19 protein-coding genes and 1 tRNA gene are annotated in these 17,693 nt (G+C 66.6%); 5 read left to right on the top strand and 15 right to left on the bottom strand.

Translation table 11 applies throughout. The annotated features are described in order from the left end of the window. The 12 genes from C8P66_RS16040 to C8P66_RS23590 form a co-directional block, all read right to left on the bottom strand. A partial coding sequence (locus tag C8P66_RS16040; protein ID WP_245903589.1) for an AAA family ATPase occupies positions 1–1,769 on the bottom strand: 1,769 nt, incomplete at its 3' end. Positions 1,770–1,816: 47 nt separating this feature from the next. Next, the gene (locus C8P66_RS16035) at positions 1,817–2,584 is read right to left on the bottom strand and encodes a hypothetical protein (protein ID WP_111399280.1); all 768 of its coding nucleotides are present in this window, start codon (positions 2,582–2,584) and stop codon (positions 1,817–1,819) included. Continuing rightward, positions 2,584–2,814, bottom strand: a complete 231-nt coding sequence (locus tag C8P66_RS16030; protein WP_111399296.1) for a DUF6511 domain-containing protein — start codon at positions 2,812–2,814, stop codon at positions 2,584–2,586. The genes C8P66_RS16035 and C8P66_RS16030 overlap by 1 nt, the downstream gene beginning before the upstream one ends. Before the next feature lie 168 nt (positions 2,815–2,982). Then, entirely contained in the window at positions 2,983–5,712 is a 2,730-nt protein-coding gene (locus C8P66_RS24130; protein WP_211314168.1) for a Hint domain-containing homing endonuclease, read from the bottom strand. Positions 5,713–5,728: 16 nt separating this feature from the next. Next, positions 5,729–6,385: a hypothetical protein gene (locus C8P66_RS16010; RefSeq protein ID WP_111399279.1), complete on the bottom strand. Its 657-nt coding sequence runs from the start codon at positions 6,383–6,385 to the stop codon at positions 5,729–5,731. 16 nt (positions 6,386–6,401) lie between these two features. Next, the gene (locus tag C8P66_RS16005) at positions 6,402–7,265 is read right to left on the bottom strand and encodes an ATP-binding protein (protein WP_111399278.1); all 864 of its coding nucleotides are present in this window, start codon (positions 7,263–7,265) and stop codon (positions 6,402–6,404) included. Then, positions 7,265–7,444 (bottom strand): hypothetical protein, encoded by a 180-nt coding sequence (locus C8P66_RS16000; RefSeq protein ID WP_158537271.1) that lies wholly within the window; start codon positions 7,442–7,444, stop codon positions 7,265–7,267. The genes C8P66_RS16005 and C8P66_RS16000 overlap by 1 nt, the downstream gene beginning before the upstream one ends. Positions 7,445–7,458: 14 nt before the next feature. Then, positions 7,459–7,953: a hypothetical protein gene (locus C8P66_RS15995; protein WP_342768018.1), complete on the bottom strand. Its 495-nt coding sequence runs from the start codon at positions 7,951–7,953 to the stop codon at positions 7,459–7,461. Beyond that, the gene (locus C8P66_RS15990) at positions 7,950–8,261 is read right to left on the bottom strand and encodes a hypothetical protein (RefSeq protein ID WP_245903588.1); all 312 of its coding nucleotides are present in this window, start codon (positions 8,259–8,261) and stop codon (positions 7,950–7,952) included. Before C8P66_RS15990 ends, C8P66_RS15995 begins: the two co-directional genes overlap by 4 nt. 63 nt (positions 8,262–8,324) lie before the next feature. Then, a complete protein-coding gene (locus tag C8P66_RS15985; protein ID WP_158537270.1) occupies positions 8,325–8,885 on the bottom strand; it encodes a sigma factor in 561 nt (186 codons plus the stop codon). A 115-nt stretch (positions 8,886–9,000) separates the two neighbouring features. Beyond that, a complete protein-coding gene (locus tag C8P66_RS15980) occupies positions 9,001–9,969 on the bottom strand; it encodes a winged helix-turn-helix domain-containing protein (RefSeq protein ID WP_111399275.1) in 969 nt (322 codons plus the stop codon). Then, positions 9,929–11,161 (bottom strand): hypothetical protein, encoded by a 1,233-nt coding sequence (locus C8P66_RS23590; protein ID WP_146422900.1) that lies wholly within the window; start codon positions 11,159–11,161, stop codon positions 9,929–9,931. The genes C8P66_RS15980 and C8P66_RS23590 overlap by 41 nt, the downstream gene beginning before the upstream one ends. Positions 11,162–11,487: 326 nt before the next feature. On the opposite strand from C8P66_RS23590, the gene C8P66_RS15970 reads away from it, so the two are divergent. The 4 genes from C8P66_RS15970 to C8P66_RS15955 all read left to right on the top strand — a co-directional run bounded on the left by C8P66_RS15970 (position 11,488) and on the right by C8P66_RS15955 (position 15,319). Further along, positions 11,488–11,985, top strand: coding sequence for a DUF2924 domain-containing protein (locus tag C8P66_RS15970; protein WP_111399273.1), 498 nt, complete (start codon positions 11,488–11,490; stop codon positions 11,983–11,985). A gap of 26 nt (positions 11,986–12,011) precedes the next feature. After that, the gene (locus C8P66_RS15965; RefSeq protein ID WP_111399272.1) at positions 12,012–13,334 is read left to right on the top strand and encodes a recombinase family protein; all 1,323 of its coding nucleotides are present in this window, start codon (positions 12,012–12,014) and stop codon (positions 13,332–13,334) included. Continuing rightward, a complete protein-coding gene (locus C8P66_RS15960; protein ID WP_111399271.1) occupies positions 13,331–13,717 on the top strand; it encodes a hypothetical protein in 387 nt (128 codons plus the stop codon). Before C8P66_RS15965 ends, C8P66_RS15960 begins: the two co-directional genes overlap by 4 nt. A 330-nt stretch (positions 13,718–14,047) precedes the next feature. After that, positions 14,048–15,319, top strand: a complete 1,272-nt coding sequence (locus C8P66_RS15955) for a DNA methyltransferase (protein ID WP_245903586.1) — start codon at positions 14,048–14,050, stop codon at positions 15,317–15,319. A gap of 14 nt (positions 15,320–15,333) precedes the next feature. Here the strand turns inward: C8P66_RS15955 and C8P66_RS23585 are convergent, their stop codons facing one another. Continuing rightward, on the bottom strand, positions 15,334–15,990 hold the full coding sequence (locus C8P66_RS23585; protein WP_146422898.1) for a hypothetical protein: 657 nt from the start codon (positions 15,988–15,990) through the stop codon (positions 15,334–15,336). 133 nt (positions 15,991–16,123) lie between these two features. Here C8P66_RS23585 and C8P66_RS23580 point away from each other — a divergent pair, with 133 nt between their 5' ends. Further along, positions 16,124–16,654, top strand: coding sequence for a hypothetical protein (locus C8P66_RS23580; RefSeq protein ID WP_146422896.1), 531 nt, complete (start codon positions 16,124–16,126; stop codon positions 16,652–16,654). Here C8P66_RS23580 and C8P66_RS23575 read toward each other — a convergent pair. Both C8P66_RS23575 and C8P66_RS15940 read right to left on the bottom strand, forming a co-directional pair. Beyond that, the gene (locus tag C8P66_RS23575) at positions 16,635–17,138 is read right to left on the bottom strand and encodes a hypothetical protein (protein ID WP_146422895.1); all 504 of its coding nucleotides are present in this window, start codon (positions 17,136–17,138) and stop codon (positions 16,635–16,637) included. The two genes, C8P66_RS23580 and C8P66_RS23575, sit on opposite strands and share 20 nt — an antisense overlap. Positions 17,139–17,591: 453 nt before the next feature. Next, positions 17,592–17,666: transfer RNA gene (locus C8P66_RS15940), tRNA-Gly, on the bottom strand. Between the last annotated feature and the right edge of the window lie 27 nt (positions 17,667–17,693).

Genomic DNA, 17,693 nt, shown 5'->3' with positions numbered 1-17,693 from the left:
AGCTCGACATGCAACTCGCGTTCGGTCTGCTCCTCATCCGGCCGGAACAGGATCATCCCGGAGGTGTAGAAGCTGCGCAGCGCGCTGGCGCCGGAGAGCGCCAGGAAGGGATCATCCTTCACCTGCTGCTTGCTGAGCTTCTTTGTGTGGTGGGCGAGGATGATGCCGGCCTCGGGGGCGACCTGGTCGCGCAGCGCTTCGACGCGGCCCTGCAGGAAGAACATCATCGCGCTGTTGTCGTTCTCGCCCTCGCCGCCGGGCCCGCCATCGAATAGGTTGCGGATCGGGTCGATGCAGATGATGTCGGGCGGCGCGTCGGGGAACGAAGCGCGGATGGCGGCGGCGACGAGCGGCACGCCATGGTCATCGAGCAGCATGCGCAGCTTGGGGGTGACGACGAGGGTGTCGCGGGCGCGAGTCACGATGGCGGGATCGAGCCGGAGCTGCTGTAGCCGCTCTCGCAGGTAGTGGTACTGGATCTCGGCCTGCAGATAGAACACGCGCAGCGGGCGCGGGGCCGTGAAGCGCAGGAAGGGTGCGCCGGCCGCGGCGTGCACCAGCAGGCTGATCAGGAAGTCGGACTTGCCGACCTTCGGCGCGCCGCCGAGCACCAGCATCCCACCCGGGGTAAGCAGGCGCGGCCCGATCAGGTCGTCGGGCATCGGCGAGGTATCGTCGAGCAACGCGCCGAGGGTGTGGGCCGGGACAGCGGCGGGTGGTGCGTCACCGGCGCGGAGCAGCGGCGGCCCGTTGCGTTCGACATGCAGCGCCCAGATGCTGTCCGCCTCGACCTTGAGGCGGTCCAGCGGCCAGGCCGGCCGCAAGCAGGCGGCGTTATATCCGCAGATGGCCTCCCAGCCCTGGTCGGGCGTGAGGCGTCCCTCATGCACCTGGCGGATGAAATGGCCGATGGCGGCGCTGGCGCCCTGGAAGCGGGTCCAGGCGTCCTGGGCGCCTTCACGGACTGGGGTGGTGAGGATGGTGTCGAGGCCGGGGCGGGGGGCGCCAGCGGCGGCGGTGGGCGCCTCCAGGCCCGGCATGGTGGGCATGGCCGCCACCGCCGCGGCGAAGTCGGGGAGCTCGACCTCGACCCTGGGGCGGTGCTCCCGGATGGTGACGCGCCGCTGCACGCCGTGCTTCTGGTGGACGGTGCCGGGGACGCGAATGGGCTGGTGCGCGGAGCGGAAATGCGTGTCGCCGCCAACCTTGTCGGCGATCTCGCCGCGCAGGGCGCAGAGCCGGGCCAGGTCCTCGCCCTCCGCCGGCTCGGAAAGCCGCCACCAGAGATGCAGCTTGGCGGCGCCCTCGGCGGTGCGTCCGCCGCTCTCGACCAGCAGGGTCGGCGCGCCGAGGTGGTGGACGAGGTGCGCCACCTTGGCATCGATGTCGCCGGTGTCGAGATCGACCACCAGGGTCTGCATCTGCAGCACATGCTCGGCGCGGGCCTGGCCATGCTCCGCAACCGTGCCGGGGATGACATAGACGGCGCTGCCTTCACGCGTGGCCCAGGTGGCGTAGGTCGCCAGCAGCTCGGGCGCGTTGCTGTCGGCGGGGATCCAGATGTTGTGCGGCTTGGTGTCCAGCCCCTGGCCCTGATCCACGAAGCCACGGACGGGGATCAGCCCGTCGCAATAGCCGAAGACCACGTCGAGGAAGATGGCGATGGCCGCCAGGTCCACAGCGGTCCGTCCGGCATGGGCATGCATCGACTGCCCATCGGGGGGAAGTCGATCGAGGGCGATCTGCCCAGCGGCGGGAAGTTCGCTCACGCTATCCTCCGGCAGCGGCACTGCATCGTTGAAATCGCTCCATGCGTTCATGCAGGCAGCGCCCAGCAGCGCTTGGCCCAGGGGCAGAAGCGGCATTCGAAATGGTCGGCCTGGGCGGCAACGCGGGGCAGCAACTCGCCCGCATCTGTGGCCGCGAGGATGCGGACACCGCGGTCCGACATGCGTTGCGCCAGCTCCGCGTTGAACGGCACCAGCTCGTGGTGCAACTCCGCCGTGTCCTTGTTGATGGCGGTGAACAGCGCCGGATTGTCCGCCACCCCCGGCACCGCGGCGTCCATGTAGGCCTGGTAGACCGCAATCTGCGCTGCGTAGATCGGCTTGCTGGCTGCCACCCCCTTGTTGGCGGTCTCGCGCCAGGACTTGGCGTTCATGGTCTTGCATTCCCACAGCGCGGGGAATGCCATGCCAGGGATCGTGGGCCCGCCGGCGAAGACGCCATCGACATGGCCGCGGATGCGACCGCCCGCGACCGAGAAGCCGAACTGCTCGCCATGCTCGCCACCGCCGCGGCGGGTGTAGAGATCGAAGCCGGCGCCTCGCAGCCAGGCGACGGCGACATCTTCCAGCGCATGCCCGATCCCGAAGATGCGCAGCAGCCGTCCGTCGAAATCCGCGCCCTCATCCTTCGGTGCCTTCACGAACTCGAATTGCAGCGCCCGCTCGCAGCCGTGGCCGAGACGGGAGCCGCCGAGATAGCTGCGTGGCGGCGCCGCCTGATTGCCGGCGACCAGCGCCGCATCGATGGCGGCGGTGACGTGGGCGGAGGTCTGGCTGCGGCTGTTGAGGTCCAGCATCAGAAGGGCGCATCCGCGGCGGTGAGCGGGCGGTGCGGAGCATTCGCCTGCCGGGCCGTGGCCTGCATGGCCTCCTGGAAGCCGCCGACAGCGACCTCGATCAGCGTCAGCACCTGCGGCTCGGTCAGATCGATCAGCCGCGTCTGCCAGCCGATCTCCCCCAGGCATTCGCCGAGTGGGCGCATGGTGGCGCGGATGGCGGCCTGTTCCTGTTCAGTGAGGTCAACCATGGCGGGCGCGCTCCTCGCGGCAAGGGTGGTCCACAGCGCCTGGCAGGCCATGCTGCAGAAGGAGGTGGCGGGCCGGGGCGGCCGCCGCCGTGTCGGATCGAACCAGCCAAAGCCGCGTGTGGAGCGGCAGCAGATGGCGCAGGGCGGGACGAGATTGCGCATGGCCGGTCATGCGGCCTGGCCCAGCGCCGTGGGCTGCGCGTTGCGCACCAGGCTGCGGATCACCTGCTTGTTGAACCTGAAGGTCAGCAGCGCCGATGCCTGGTAACGCGTCATGCCTAGATCAGCGCGGGCCTCGGGCGGGAGGTGGGCAAGTTGGCGCTCGGTCGGAGCTTCCCGATGCCAGCGCTTGCTCTTATGGGCGCTCTCATCGGTCTCGTGCGCATTCAGCCAGTCATCGGCGGCGGCCAGCGCCACCAGCCTCTCACCGATGGACAGCAGGCGCGGCCGCTCCTCCTTCGCGCCGCCGACCGCATGCCAGGCGCCGTTCAAGAAGAAGATGCCCGCCCAGCCGTTGAACCCGTTGGCCAGCAGCGCGGCGTCGTCGCCGAACAGGTCGCACCACTGGAAGGCGGAGCGCCGGAGCAAGTCGATCTCCGTCATGATGAAGTCGGAGAGCGAACCGCCAGGGTGCTCATCGGCCGCGCCCGGCACCACAGGCATGATCAGCTTGGCGCCGCAGAGCGGGCAGGCTGTGCAGGCCAGCGGGATCTCGGCTTCGCAGCTGGGGCAGGTCTTGGTCGGCGCCTCGCCCTCGGGCTCATATCCCTCCAGGTCGACATCCTGTTCGAGGGAGCCGTGCAGCAGCGACGACGTGCCGAAATCGAGCACGATGCAGTCGCGTTTGACGATGCCGGGATGCTCGGCGGGATCGACGGTGCGCAGCCCGCGGCCGATCATCTGGATCATGGTGCTTTTGAAGGAACTGGGCCGCAGCAACACGACGCAGGAGGTCGGTGGGTGATCCCAGCCCTCGGTCAGCACCGCGACATTGACCACGACCTGGAGCTTGCCAGCGGCATAGGCGGCCAGGACACGCCGGCGGTCGTGTTCCGGCATCTCACCGGTCACTGTGGCCGCTGAAACACCGGCCTGCCGATAGGCACTGGCGACGCCCTCGGCGTGGGGAACAGTCGAGCAGAACACCACTGTCTGGCGATCGCTCGCATGCTCCTGCCAGTGCTTGATGACTGCCTCGGTGACGGGCGCGCGGTTCATGATCTGATCGACGGCGGCCATGTCGAAGTCGTCACCGGACTGGCGGACGGCGCGGAGCTCATCCTGCACGCCCACATCGATGATGAAGGTGCGGGGCGGCACCAGGTGGCCGGACTGGACCAGCTCGCCGAGCCGGATCTGGTCGGCGACGTTGGAGAAGACGTCCCGCAGACCCTTGCGGTCCCCGCGGTTGGGTGTGGCGGTGACACCGTAGATGCGGCACATCGGATTGCGATGCAGAGCCCGACCGATAATGCGCTGATAGCTGTCCGCGACGGCGTGATGCGCCTCATCGATCACCAGCAGGTCCAGCGCCGGCATGGCGTCCAGGTTCGCCTGGCGTGTCAGGGTCGGCACCATGGCGAAGGTGACCTGGCCGGCCCAAGATTTTTGGGCCGCATCCACGACCGAGGTGGCGATGCCGGGGTTCACGCGGCGGAACTTCGCCAGGTTCTGGGCGGTCAGCTCATCCCGATGCGCGAGGACCGCGGCCTTGGCGGCGCTGTTGCCGATATGCTCGCCCACCGCCGCCGAGAGCATGATCGTCTTGCCGCTGTTGTGCGTTACGGTGAAGTCGCCCAGCAGGTAGCGATGATCGGCGTCGACGGTAAAACCGCAATACGTCCCCTTGCCAACATCGTGCAGCGTAAAGCCCGTCCGAAGCACATCCTTCTTCTGCCGCCTCGGTTGAGGAATTTTCCGTACGACGCGGAGCGGAAGGCAGGTGGTGTCGCCCGAGATGCACAGCCGCCAGTACGCTGTGCCATTGACCTGTCGCTGCGCAATGAATGCACGTAACCCGAGGCTTCGCGCCATAAAGGCAATATCGTCGGCCATGCGGCGCGAGGCCGAGACGATCTCGAAGCAGCCACGCGTCAAATGGCCGTCCGTGTCGAGCAGGCCCGCAAGGATCGCCTGGCGCACGGTGCGCGATCCGAGACGGTAAGCGTCGGGCACGAACTTCTCAGATGCTCCGACGCCCAGCACACCAAGATCCCGCAGCACCTTGCGGAGCGTATTGGTGCCGCCCTGCCGCCCCGAGAAATGGTAGGAGTTCGCCTCGTTGTCCCCCAGCTGATCGGTACGGATCGCAAGCCCGAGTTGGCCAGCCATTGCGAAGCAGGTCTCGACGATTTCGACATCGGGCGTCGTGATCGCCAGGGACCCGTGCTTGAGGCTGCCGTCCCCAAGCAGAAGTCCGAGGAAGTAGGGATCCAGCGTCGGCGGTTCGCGCGCGGGAAAGTCGGCACTGACCCGAAACAGCTTATGGAGATGACGGAAGTAGGTGCTGCGCTGACGATAGTCGTCCACGCTGATGTCCAGGATCGTCCCACCCGGGGCCGCTGTCGCGTGCGAACCGCGGGAGCCTTCGTTGACCTTGATGAGTGTGAGGATATGGCCTGCGTTGACGATGAACGGATCGCCCTTAATGGGGCGCACTTCGACCATCTCGTCCTCGCCCGCGTGCAGTTCCAGCACTGTGCGGGGCGAGCTGTCCGGGCCCATAAGCCGATCACCGATGCGGACATCCTCGACCGGCAGGATAGCACCGTCGAACATCAGGATGGGCGTGCCCGCGGCATGGCAGCCGGTCGGAGCGACGCCGAGGGTGTTGCCGTGCACGCCGAGCGCACGAAGGCTGCGCTCGACGAAGAGCTTCTGGCGGGGGCGGAGCATCATGCGGTGCGGCCCTCCCTCAGCGCGCCCAGGCGGGGCGCGGATCGTTGCCGGGAGCGGGCTGCGGCGTGGGAGCCGGGAAGGCGCCCTGTTGCATGGCCGGCGCCGCGGGGGCTGCGTAGGTCGGCGCTGGCGGGGCATAGGCAGGCTGCGGTGCCGCATAACCAGCCGGTGCCACCTGCCGTCCCATTGCCTTCGCGTAATCCCGGTGATCCGGCGTCACCGCCATGCGGATTTCGTTCTTGGCCTCGCCGCCAGCATCGGTGCCGTGCTCGATCTTCGCCACGAACTCGAGGCCATCGAGATCGGCGAAGCCGCCGATGCGGCGCGCCGCCTGCGCCTGGGGCGAGACATCCTTGTCGGAAATGCCGCGGGCGGAGTTCAGCATCCCGCGCAGGAAGCTGCGGCCCATCCCCGCCCATTCCGGCCCCTTGGGGCTGTAGAGGCCGATCAGCGTGAAGACCTTCCTCTTGGCGTAGGGGCCCTCCAGCACGGTGAACTCGCCATTGAGATAGACGGCGCCGGCGCTGCTGCGCGTGGCATAGCCGCCCGTCCAGCCCTGGCTCGGATCGTCGAAGCCGCCGGGACGGATGGTCAGGCGCACCCGCACGATTGTGCCCTTGGGGATCAGGTTCGGGTTCGACTGGGCGTCGTTGTAATCGTTCCAGGAAGCCATGATGCTTCTCCTCCGGTCAGGTGGTGGGGGTGTCGGTGGCGGCGGTCATGAGCGGCGCCGGCAGCGCGGGTGCCGCTTCGGGTGCTGCCGTGCCGCGGATCTTCGCGAAGAGGCGGCCGAGGTCTGGTGGCTCCAGCAGGTCGAGCCGGCCGCTGCGGTCCTTCGCCGGATAACCCCAGGGGTTCAGCGTCTGGCAGACCAGCGCCCGGAACGGCTGCCCGCCCTGGTCCTTGATCTCCGCCAGCGTCAGCACCTCATCGACGATGCCCGGCAGTTCGAGGCTGGTCTTGCTGCCCTCGATCTGCAGGCTGAAGACGCGGCGATTGAAGTCGTCGAGCTTCTCGTCGAGGATCCCGACGAAGATCACGTTGCGGCCGCGGGCGTGCTGCAGGTGCGTGAGCCAGGCGATCATCTCGCGGCCGTGCAGCCCATAGGCGCCGCGTAGATCCGACTTGCCGGTCTTCTCGGAATGCGCCTCGGGCTGGCCGCGGCACCACTGAAAGCAGAGCCGGGCGGCAACCGTGATGCTGTCCACGAAGATGGTGGCGAAGCCATCCATACGCGTCGGGTCGCCATAGGCCTGCACGACACGGGCATACTGCGCGGCGGAATAGGGCTGGTCGTCGCGCAGAGCGGGGTTCGGACCGGCCAGGAACAGCGCGAGGTCGCGGCATTCCTCCCAGGTGCGCGGACGGATCGATGCGCCGCGCCAGTGCTGCACTGCGAGGTCGCCTGCCTCCAGGTCCATGAAGAGCGTGGTTACGGCGCAGGTCGTGTTCAGAAGCCAGGTCTTGCCCATGCCGGGCTTGCCGAGAATGGCGGCCTTGACGCCGCGCTCCTCTGCCTGCCGCTCATCGGCAGTGATGATCCGCAGCGCCATCAGCGGTTCCTCCGATTGACATGCTTCCCACCCGCGGGAAGCAGGACTATCGCCGTGGCGCAGGACAGGAGCTGGCAGGTCTTGCCGATGCCTTGGCGGGCCGAGATGACCGCGCGGGGGCCGATGGCGATGCGCTTCGTTTCCTGAACCGGATCGCGCGTCGGCAGCGGCGTGGTCATGTGGGTGCTGCGCATCACACGCCCTCCGGCTTGAGGGTCAGCTTGAAGGTCTGCCGGCCCGTGCGGACGGTGCGTGCCGGCTCGAAGGCAAGACGGATGCGGTCGGGCCAGGCGGTGTACGCGCGCTCAGAGACCTTGAAGGTGGTCTCGACGTACTGGCCAGGATCCTCGCCGCCGGCGCGGATCTGTTCGGACAGCGCGGCGAGCCGGGCCTGGTCCCATTCCACCCGCTTAGGGAGGTCGACCGCGATTTCCACGGCGCCGTCCTGGAAGCGGACCGTGCCGGTGTCCTTGCCGGCCGCGGCACGGGCGCCCAGGGCGCGCTGCTCGTAGCGGAGTGCAATCGCGGCCTCGATCCAGTCCTGCATGCGCTTGGCCGCGTCCAGCGTCTCGCGCGCATCGGTCTGGAGCAGCGCCAGATGCTCGGCCGGAAGTGCGATCACGTCGCTCACCGGCAGGTGGCGCAGCGCATCAAGCGTGGGGCGGTTGGTGCGGAGCGCGTCCATCATGCTGCCTCCGCGAGCAGCAGCGGCAGGATGGCTGATGCGGTGCGGCGCGGGCGGCGGCGGGCGACGAGGATGTAGGCGTAGTCCTCATAGCCGTGGCGGCGCTGCACGATGTCGGCGAGGCCGAGTTCGGCCAGCTTCAAGGCGCGGGCCGCCAGGCGCTGCAGCGCGGTGCGCTCCTGCTCGGGCAGGCACTGCAACTGCGGGCAGACCTGCCGGGCGAGCGCGCCACGGTGATAGGTGATGCTGTCGCCGGGAGCCGCGGCGCCGAGCCAAGTGCAGAGGGAAGCCTCGGTGAGAGGCTTCGCCACTGCGCGGATGTCGGTGATGAGTTTGTGCATGACCATGATTACCGAGGCTGAGGTCATTCTGTTTCACGCCGCCGGAGTGGCGCCGGCGGCGCACAGCCGCAGCCGCATCTCGCGCACGCGCCGGAACGCCGTGGTGCGGGACAGGCCGGCGTGACGGGCTGGATCGACGTCGCCACGCGCGAGAGCAGCGCAGAGCGGCGCATCCTCTTCCGTCAGCACGCCAGCGATCCGCTCGAGGTCCAGGCGACGATTCACGTCGGCGAAGGCGTCGGTCTGCTGCCCCATCCACGCGCCGTAGCCGTCCGCCTCCGACAGCACGGCGCCGACCGTGGTGCCGCCAGGCAACGGATCATCGAGGGAGGCGGGGTGGTGGAGTGCCCGCTGCCGGTGGGTGCGGTGCGCCAGCAGCGCGGCATGGTGCCGGAAGCAGGTGAGTGCGAAGGCGCCGAGCTCGCCCTGAGCCGCGTTGAAGCCGGGCAGCCGGGCGAGGAAGTCGGTCAGGAGGTCCTGGGCGAAATCCTCGGCGTCATACGCGGGAAGCCCGAGGCGGCGGCACAGGCCGCGCGACATGCGCTCGGCCATGCGGTGCAGTGGTTCGAATTCGGCGAAGGTGAGCGGGTGCATAGGTGGCTCCGGCTGGTCGTTGATGACCAGCCGAAACTGCCGGGGCCGCATTCCCACAGGGGTGGGACAGGTGTGGGAGCGTTGTGGGAACGGGCCCGGCTCGGCCCGCCGCCTATTATTCCATCATCGATACGGTGAGAGGGGGGAGGCTGATGGCGTAGCCGGCGGTGGTGTGGGTCGCGATCAGCTGCGCGACCTCCTCGGAATCACCAAATGCCTGTTTCAGCTTCTTGCGTAGTTCACCCACGAGATCGCGGACCGCGGCTTCGGCGGTGCTGGGGGTGAAGATTTCGTCCAGGAGGGCGTGCCGGCTCACGATCGGCTTTCCGCGCCGATGCTGCAGCGCGAGGATATTGAGAAGCTGGAATGGCCGTGGCGGGAGCGACGTTTCCTGCTCGCCAAGGCGGACCGTTCGCGTCCCGATTGTGAGGGCCAGGCGATACATTCCGGCGCGCCCATCAGGCAGCAGGCCTATATCGAAAGCCAGAGGCGGCCCGCTGCCAGATGAAGCCAAGGCATCGCAAGGCGTGACGTGGTGGACGCCTTGGCTGGCAAGCAGCGCGCGGTCCCGTTCGCCAAGGGTCGGTCCGATGAGCACGATCGGGCCCTCACGGTCCACCATGCGGACTGCGCCCACCAGACCCGGCTGCAGCAAGGCGGCCCGCGTCGGCGCCGCCACCACTACGCGCCCATCTGGCAGACGCCCGAGGCGCCAGATCCCGAGGGCGATCTCTTCAACCTGACCGAGCCCCGTGGCCGTGGCGGCCTCCTGGATGAGGGTCGGGATCGCCACGCTGAGGGTCCGAACGTCGTCTGGGGCCAGCTGCTGGTCACGACGATGGTCCGCCGCGCAGGCGGCGAATGGCATGTTGGCATTCCACCGAATACGACGCTCATCGGCGCCACAGTCGCAGTCACCGCACGGATCCCATGTCGTCACTGGCTCGCCATGCAGCAGCACGCCCAGCGCCAGCAGGCGCTGGAGCATGGCGTCCTGATCCGCGGTGTGCTGCCGGCCGAACATCACGGCCGGCTCACCCGCCTCACTCAGCTGCCAGAGCAGCTTCGCCAGACTGTCGTGCATGGACCAGATTGTTTAGTGCGAGGAGTGCCATCACCCGCTTCTTGTGGCGGCTGCGCTGGAAGCTGAGTGAATCGTCGGGCTTGATCTTGACGGTGATGGTCGGTGCCCGGCCGCCCTGCGTCTTGAGGACGACCCGTGCGGTGATGTGACCCAACCGCCAAGCATTGTCGCCGTAGATGATGTCCGTCCGGCTCTGATGCAGCAGCTTCAGGGCGTTGCCAGATGGGTCGCGGACGGTCAGCGAGAAGAGGGTCTTCTCTTGCCCGGTCTTGATGTTGGTGGTCACCCGGTTGGCCTGCGCTTCGACAATCAGGATCCGATCGATCTCGTCGTCGTCACCCTTCCGGAAGGTGAAGGCGCCGCCCGATCGCTCCAGCGGCTCGAGCGTGTAGAGGCGCTGTGCGTCCGCCGCCTTGAACAAGCCGGGCTGGCCCAGGATGTGGGTGGCAAAGGCCTCGGCCAAGTCGCCCCGGCGCTTCTTGGCGCAGCCCCAGACCGTGAGGCGGCCCGTGAGTTCGGCATAGGAGATGACGGCTGTGTCGATCTCCTGGAAGCCGATCACACTGTCCTTCTCACCCTTGACTACCTCGGTCGATACCGGCGGCGCGCCGTGCCTGACCGCGATGCAGAGCTCGCCATCGTCCTCGTAGGGACGCACGCGGCAGTACTTGCCCCGCAGGTCGGCTGCGAAGAGCTCTCCCGCCGCGAGACGCAGGGCTTCCAGCGTGTCAGGGGTGACCTCGGGCGTCACGCCTTCCTCGCGGGCATTGAATTCCGACACGCTCGGCGGCGGTACGAAGACCGAGGTGTGCTCGGCTTCCGCGAAAACCTCCGGATGGTCGACGAAAGCAAGGAGGGCGATGTCGCGCGCCGTGGCCGTCGCGCGATCCGCCGGCTCCATGATGACGACCTTCTGGCGCTCAGCCTCGTCCAGGATGAGCTGCATGCCCTGCGCGCTGTCGAGGCGGACGATCCGGTGCAAATCGTGGATCAGCGTCTCGGGGTAATCGTCGCGCGGCCCGAGAAGGAAATCCGAGATCTGTTTGCGGCCCTCCGCGGGGTTGGCCGCCAGGAGGGAGAGAGCCAGTTTTGGTAACCCCTCCGCGTGCTTGGCCAGAAGACGGCCCAGGACCTCCCAGTTCACGGTCTTGAGAAACCGCTGGTTGGCGAACTTGGTGAAGTCCTTCTGCACGTGACGGTCCTGTGATGGGGAACGAAACCGGTACATCATGAGGCATACCGCTGTCGAATCCAATCGGTGGTTGGGTGAAACACTCGGACCGCGACGCCGGTAATCAATAGCATGGCGCCTCGATCCAACCTTCCCGTCAACGCCCACCTGCCGCCCCACCTCCGAGAGGTTTGCGGCATCCTCGCTGCGGGCCTGGTGCGGCTCCGCAGCCGCGTTGCCGAGGATGAACCGCGCGATGCCGAGATAGCTCGGGGGGCGGGAGACACTCTCCTACACTCCACTGCCCACCAGCGCCTGCATGCGAAACCCAACAGGAAGGGACTCGCATGACCAGACGTTCACCTGCCGCGCCCGCGGCAGCACCGACCATCCCGAAGATCCCGCCGACGCAGGTGCTGAGCCGGCTCGCCGCGCTGCCGGCGGCGCCGACCGCCACGCTGAAGGACCAATGGCGGGAACTGTTCGGCAAGGAGCCGCCGCCCTGGAACCGGGCCTACATCCAGAGCCGGCTGGCCTATCGCATCCAGGAATTGGCCTATGGCGGGCTGAAGCCCGAGACCGTCGACCGGCTGGTGGCGCTGGGCGAGCAATTGGATGGCGGCAACGTCGTCCTGCGCCGTATTCGTGCCGACAGCCGGCCGCTGGCCGGCACGCGCCTGCTCCGCGAATGGCAGGGCGTGCAGCACGTGGTCACGGTGCGCGTCAACGACTTCGAATTTGAGGGGCGGCCCTACCAGTCGCTCTCAGCCATCGCGCGCCATATCACCGGCACGCGCTGGAACGGCTGGACGTTCTTCGGACTGCGCGCGCGAGGTGACGCATGACCCGCCGCGCTCGCATCGAGCCGGCCATGCCGGCCACGACGAAGAAACTGCGCTGCGCGGTCTACACGCGGAAATCCACCGACGAGGGGCTGGAGAAGGAATTCAACACGCTCGACGCGCAGCGCGACGCCTGCGAAGCGTACATCACCAGCCAGCGCGCCGAGGGCTGGTTGCTGGTGCGCGACCGCTATGACGACGGCGGGTTCTCGGGCGGCACGCTGGAGCGACCGGCATTGCAGCGCCTGCTCCGCGACATCCGGGCCGACCTGGTCGATGTGATTGTCGTCTACAAGATCGATAGGCTCAGTCGCTCGCTGATGGATTTCGCCAAGCTGGTGGAGGTGATGGACGCGCACGGCGTGACCTTCGTTTCCGTCACGCAGAGCTTCAACACCACCACGTCGATGGGCCGGCTGACGCTGAACATCCTCCTCAGCTTTGCGCAGTTCGAGCGAGAGGTCATTGGCGAGCGGATCCGCGACAAGTTCGCCGCCTCCCGCGCCCGCGGCATGTGGATGGGGGGCAAGGTGCCGCTCGGCTACGACGTCGTGGCACGGAAGCTAGTGGTGAACGAGGACGAGGCGCCGCGGGTGCGCCGTGTGTTCGAGATCTTCGCCGAGACGGGATCGGGCATCGAGACGGTGACCCGTCTCCGGGCGGAGGGCGCCACCAGCAAGGCCGGGCGACCGCTCGACAAGGGCGACGTCTATAAGCTGCTGAACAACCGGACCTATGTCGGCGAGGCCGCGCACAAGGGGCAGATCTATCCCGGTGAGCACCAGGGCATCGTGCCGCGGGAACTGTGGGACCGGGCGCACGCCGTGCTGCAGACCAGCCCAAGGGTGCGCGCCAACCAGAATCGGGCGCAAACGCCGGCGCTGCTGAAGGGACTGATCTTTGGGGTGGATGGCCGGGCGCTGTCGCCGACCCACGCCCGGAAGAACGGCCGGCTCTACCGCTACTATGTGGCGCAGCGGGTCCTGAAGGGCGACGCCGCCGGTGACGCCAGCATCGTGCGCCGGGTATCGGCGGCGGAGATCGAGGCAGCGGTGGTGGACCAGGTGCGAGCGCTGCTCCGGCAGCCTGAGATCGTAGTCGGCACGTGGCGGGCGGCGCGCAGGGAGGCGCCGGACCTGACTGAGGGCGAGACCCAGGACGCGCTCCATCGGCTCGACCCGCTGTGGGAGCACCTCTTTCCGGCGGAGCAGGCGCGGATCGTGCGGTCGCTGGTGGAGCGGGTGGTGGTCGGCCCGGCCGGCGCGGACATTCGGCTGCGGCTGGACGGGCTCGGCAGCCTGGTGCGGGACCTCACCGCCATCGGGCCCGATGCCCTGAGTGCAGCGGCATGACGGCAGCCACCAGCATCACGGTCCGAGTGCCGCTGGCGATTCGGCATCGGCCGGGACGGAAGACCGTCGTGACCCCGATAGCGGATGGTGTCGCGCCGGTCACGACGCGGGCCGACCCGGCGCTGTTAAAGGCGCTTGCTCGGGCGTTTCGCTATCAGCGCATGCTCGACAGGAGGACCTACGAGTCGGTCACCGAGATGGCGTGCGCCGAAAAGATTGACCGCGGCTACCTCGGGCGCCTGCTTACCCTGACCCTTCTGGCGCCAGACGTGATTGATGCGGTCTTGAGCGGGCAGTCCAAAGTCCTCAGTCTTCCCATCCTTCTTGCTGGGGTTACAGAATCCTGGGACCAACAGCGCACTGCTCTGTGGGCGGATCAATGACCGCGCGATCCATGGGGACGCGGGAAAGTTGACCGCACTGCTACACGCCGCCTCTGGCGGCAGTCCTGAGTGGCAGGCCGCCGGCCGTCGCGCGGGAGGTCGGCTCCAATCCCGTCGCCAGCTGAGGCCGCGCCGGGGTGAAATTTCACAAAGCCGAGGCCCGCTTGGGCCGTGGAGCAAGCCAGACAACGCGGCCTGCATCGAAACGCGGCTAATAGAGGAACCTTGCCTCGCGGCGCCGCGGGAGCATTGAGGGTTGTACGCGCCTCGTCGCTGCGTTAGTGTGCACATTGAATTGGAGTCGCTATGTCCAGATCGTCCGCCCTCCGCGTGCAGCGTGAAGCTCTGCCTCTGTTCGATGAGCCGGCGCTTGCGCCGTCGGTCCCTGCTTCGTCTGCAACGCCCAGCGCTATGTCGTCGGAGGTCTTTCTGGCCGCAGTCCGGTCATTTCGGGACTTCGGAACAGAGACACGCGAGTGGATTGAGGACGGGATCCCCTACCTGGTAAACGAGTTCTGGACCGCGGGCCAACGTCAGGCACACAGCATCCACGAAGTCAGCTATCGCGCCTGCTTTAAGCCGCAGCTGCCCGAGTTTTTCATCGACAGACTGACCCTCCCCGGCGACGGGGTGCTTGATCCGTTCATGGGCAGAGGGACCACGCCGGTGCAGGCAGCGCTCATGGCCCGCCGACCCCTCGGGAATGACGTCAACCCGTTGTCTACGCTGCTTACCCGTCCGCGCCTTGCGCCGCCACCGCTCGCGATGATCGCGAAGCGCCTCAATGAGGTTTCCTGGGAACGCGCCGGCCAAGTCCGCAGTGACCTTCTCGCCTTTTATCACCCCGGGACGCTCAGCCAAATCTGCGCACTGCGAGAATGGCTATTGCGGGAGGCTCCACTCGACGAGCGGCGCCCCGACCCTGCCACAGACTGGTTACGAATGGTGGCGATCAACCGTCTCACCGGCCACTCGCCTGGCTTCTTCTCGGTCTACACGCTGCCGCCGAACCAAGCGACCTCGGTAACGAACCAGCTCCGTATAAACGTCAAACGCAACCAAGTGCCCCCTCTGCGCGACGTGAAGGCAGTTATCCTCAAGAAGACCCGACAGCTGCTGAAGGACGGTCTTCCCCCCGCACACCCTCCCGCGATGCTTGGAACGGGTCCTGCCGCCCGGATGGCGCACATACCCGACGGATCAGCGAACCTCGTTGTTACGTCGCCGCCCTTCCTCGATATCGTCCAATATGCGCAAGACAATTGGCTGCGCGGATGGTTCGCGGGCATTGACGCCGACGCCGTCGAGATCGCTATGCACCGCACCGAGGTAGCCTGGGAGGCGATGGTTCGCGCCGCTTTGACCGAAATGGCACGAATCGTCCGGCCCGGAGGCCATGTAGCGTTCGAGGTGGGAGAAGTCCGTAATGGAAAGGTTCTACTAGAGCGTGCGGTGTGGCGCGCTGCCGAAGGTCTGCCTTTCGACAGGCTGGCCGTCATAGTCAATCAGCAGGAGTTCACAAAGACGGCCAACTGCTGGGGCGTGGACAACAATGCAAAGGGCACAAACACCAACCGAATCGTGCTCCTTCGCCGTCATTAAACGAAGCGCGCACCTCAAGGGTGCGAGTGAAATCTCTGCTGGCCTCGCCCAAGCATTACTCGGGAAGTGGACGCTTCAAGCTTGACGCTGACCATCGTGTCCGGCTCGAGAAAGTCCAGCCGCATTCCGGTCACGACGCCCTCATCATTGTGGTTGAGCGTGAAGAGGAGGTGGCATGGCGGAGGCGCGTCGTGGCCGATTCTATCGATTTCAGCACGTAGACGCGCGGTGGAGCCGGTCAGCACGATGCGGAGGCTGCTGGCGTCGCCATCCAGCTTGGACGTGCTCTTCACCTCTGCGCAGCACCATCCGCCCTGCCACCGTAGGACGAAATCTGGGTATCCCGCCCCACCGATGACGCCCAACCGATAGGAGGGAACGGCGGTAAGCCGGTCCTTCAGGAACTTTGCTGCCTTATTACCTCTGGACTGGGGGGTGCTACCGGCAAATCCGGGTATCTCGGCGCCAAGCAAGCCAGCGGCGTCGAACCCTGCCGAAAGTGCAGCGGCGATCCCTTCCCGCCGTCGCGGCGGCCAGGGGCCAATGAGGTTCCGAGGATTGGCAATTCCCTCCCACCGCTGGAGTCTTGTGTAAAATTCACTGAAGGACGTGAGCTTGGCCTCAGGCTCAGCATCCTCCACAGCCACAACTCGCGCCGAACGTGCCGCCATGGTTTCCCCGCTTGCATCGATTCGGTATCATCTCCTCTGCTGATCCTGGCGGATAGGGGAGCCGCGGTCCGTCACTAGACGGAGGCTGCCGCAAATGCTCCTTTTGCGATCTAGATGCTTGGGATGTCGTCGATTGGATCGCACGCTACGCTTTACCTGGGAGCTGGATGGGCTCGCGGCTGCCCTGAAGATCGGCAGGGACGACGTCGTTCGTTATTTCAGGGACGGTCGACGCATTTCGTTCATCCTTGAACGGAGATTCCGGGACGCCCATCCGGGATGGCGGCTCGCTGCCTCGGAGGGCGCCGGCTACGACCTGATCGACGAGGCAGGTCAGTGCTGGGAAGTTCGATCTGTCAGCAAGAACATCTATTTTTGCCCGAGTTACATGGTCGGCAGCGGGCGGCGTTTTGAGGAAGGAGGCTTCTTCGAAAAACTCGACTCGATCGGCGGCTATCTTTGCTCTGACATCACGTTGTTTCCGGATGTGCCGGTCTTCGTTGTCCCCTCTCCGCTGATTCGGCGTCTTTACGATACGGGCCAACTCGGAGCCGGAACCAGCATCAGTCGCGATCGATTTTATTCGCTGGTCGTGCCCGCGCTGAAGGCGGTCGAAGCTGTGGAAGGCGCAACACCGCGTCCCGTCAACCCGGACCAGAAATAGCCTCGTAGGCTTCCTGGAAACCGCCCATCGGCCGAAGTTGGCGGATAGGAATCTGGAAAGTCCGGTAGCGTGTGAAGCGCCCACCCCCCATCGGCATGGGCATGAGCTTCGCTGCGGCAACGTCCTCATGATACGCGTAGCCGCACAGAATGGCCCGAGTCCCCGGCACGATAGACTTCTTTGATCCGGGGTCTGTGGAGACAATCACCTGCACGTAGAGGGGTTTCGGTTTCCCTCCGTAGTCCTCGCGCACGACCAAATGCAGCGTTTCGCGGAACGGGTAAACGGATGCCTTAACTTCAACAACGCCCCGGAAATCTGCGTGGCCTTTATTTCGGCCTACCTCGTGCGCGCTACGCCAGTCGCCCGTAAACCACTCGGCGAACGCAAACTCACCAAGAATACCGCCAAGCGTGTCCACTTCGCTCTCTTGGGTTCGCGCGACCCGCACCGTAGGGGCCAGCCGCGCTGCCTCTTCCAGCATGGCGACGGTTATCTGTATTTCTGGCCTCAACGCTGTCGCCCCCTGCCCATCGCCAGATCTTCATCCAACAAGCGCTGACTCTACACGGGTTCGCTGCCGCTCGTCGTCCCTTGCCTCGGCCGATGATGTGGCGAGACGCCTGCTCGAACCCAGAACGGGGCCTTTACCCTCGGGATGAGAGACGGCCGCAGTTTGCGCCGGGTGGCCATCGCCCGAGCGGTCTCACCCCCAACCCCAAGTCGGCTGCGCGCCGGGAGATCGGCCTGTTTCCAGGGTTTCAGGCTTGTAGACTCAATCGCCCAAGTCCCGAGCTTCGGAGAGAGAATGGCCCTGGGGAGACGGAAACGCCGGTCGTTGCGTTCTCCAACCATCAAGCCGTCGCGCCAAAACCCCAGAAAACCTGCGGTTCACAGCGCTACTCGGGAACGGGAAACGGTAGGTTGGGAAACCGACTGGAGCGGGCGAAGGGATTCGAACCCTCGACCCCGACCTTGGCAAGGTCGTGCTCTACCCCTGAGCTACGCCCGCCCGCTCTGCCGCAGCCTATGCCATGCA

The organism is Humitalea rosea, from assembly GCF_003253705.1.
GTDB classification, from domain to species: Bacteria; Pseudomonadota; Alphaproteobacteria; order Acetobacterales; family Acetobacteraceae; genus Humitalea; species Humitalea rosea.
The sequence above is the reverse complement of the archived record's forward strand: the minus strand, read 5'-3'. Positions and strand labels throughout refer to the sequence as shown.

What these genes read in the sequence shown, in the direction of transcription:
- C8P66_RS16035 (WP_111399280.1), bottom strand. Translation starts at nt 2,584, where the DNA reads ATGCTGGACCTCAACAGCCGCAGCCAGACCTCCGCCCACGTCACCGCC.
- C8P66_RS16030 (WP_111399296.1), bottom strand. Translation starts at nt 2,814, where the DNA reads ATGGTTGACCTCACTGAACAGGAACAGGCCGCCATCCGCGCCACCATG.
- C8P66_RS24130 (WP_211314168.1), bottom strand. Translation starts at nt 5,712, where the DNA reads ATGATGCTCCGCCCCCGCCAGAAGCTCTTCGTCGAGCGCAGCCTTCGT.
- C8P66_RS16010 (WP_111399279.1), bottom strand. Translation starts at nt 6,385, where the DNA reads ATGGCTTCCTGGAACGATTACAACGACGCCCAGTCGAACCCGAACCTG.
- C8P66_RS16005 (WP_111399278.1), bottom strand. Translation starts at nt 7,265, where the DNA reads ATGGCGCTGCGGATCATCACTGCCGATGAGCGGCAGGCAGAGGAGCGC.
- C8P66_RS16000 (WP_158537271.1), bottom strand. Translation starts at nt 7,444, where the DNA reads ATGACCACGCCGCTGCCGACGCGCGATCCGGTTCAGGAAACGAAGCGC.
- C8P66_RS15995 (WP_342768018.1), bottom strand. Translation starts at nt 7,953, where the DNA reads ATGATGGACGCGCTCCGCACCAACCGCCCCACGCTTGATGCGCTGCGC.
- C8P66_RS15985 (WP_158537270.1), bottom strand. Translation starts at nt 8,885, where the DNA reads ATGCACCCGCTCACCTTCGCCGAATTCGAACCACTGCACCGCATGGCC.
- C8P66_RS15980 (WP_111399275.1), bottom strand. Translation starts at nt 9,969, where the DNA reads ATGCACGACAGTCTGGCGAAGCTGCTCTGGCAGCTGAGTGAGGCGGGT.
- C8P66_RS15970 (WP_111399273.1), top strand. Translation starts at nt 11,488, where the DNA reads ATGACCAGACGTTCACCTGCCGCGCCCGCGGCAGCACCGACCATCCCG.
- C8P66_RS15965 (WP_111399272.1), top strand. Translation starts at nt 12,012, where the DNA reads ATGCCGGCCACGACGAAGAAACTGCGCTGCGCGGTCTACACGCGGAAA.
- C8P66_RS15960 (WP_111399271.1), top strand. Translation starts at nt 13,331, where the DNA reads ATGACGGCAGCCACCAGCATCACGGTCCGAGTGCCGCTGGCGATTCGG.
- C8P66_RS23585 (WP_146422898.1), bottom strand. Translation starts at nt 15,990, where the DNA reads ATGGCGGCACGTTCGGCGCGAGTTGTGGCTGTGGAGGATGCTGAGCCT.
- C8P66_RS23575 (WP_146422895.1), bottom strand. Translation starts at nt 17,138, where the DNA reads ATGCTGGAAGAGGCAGCGCGGCTGGCCCCTACGGTGCGGGTCGCGCGA.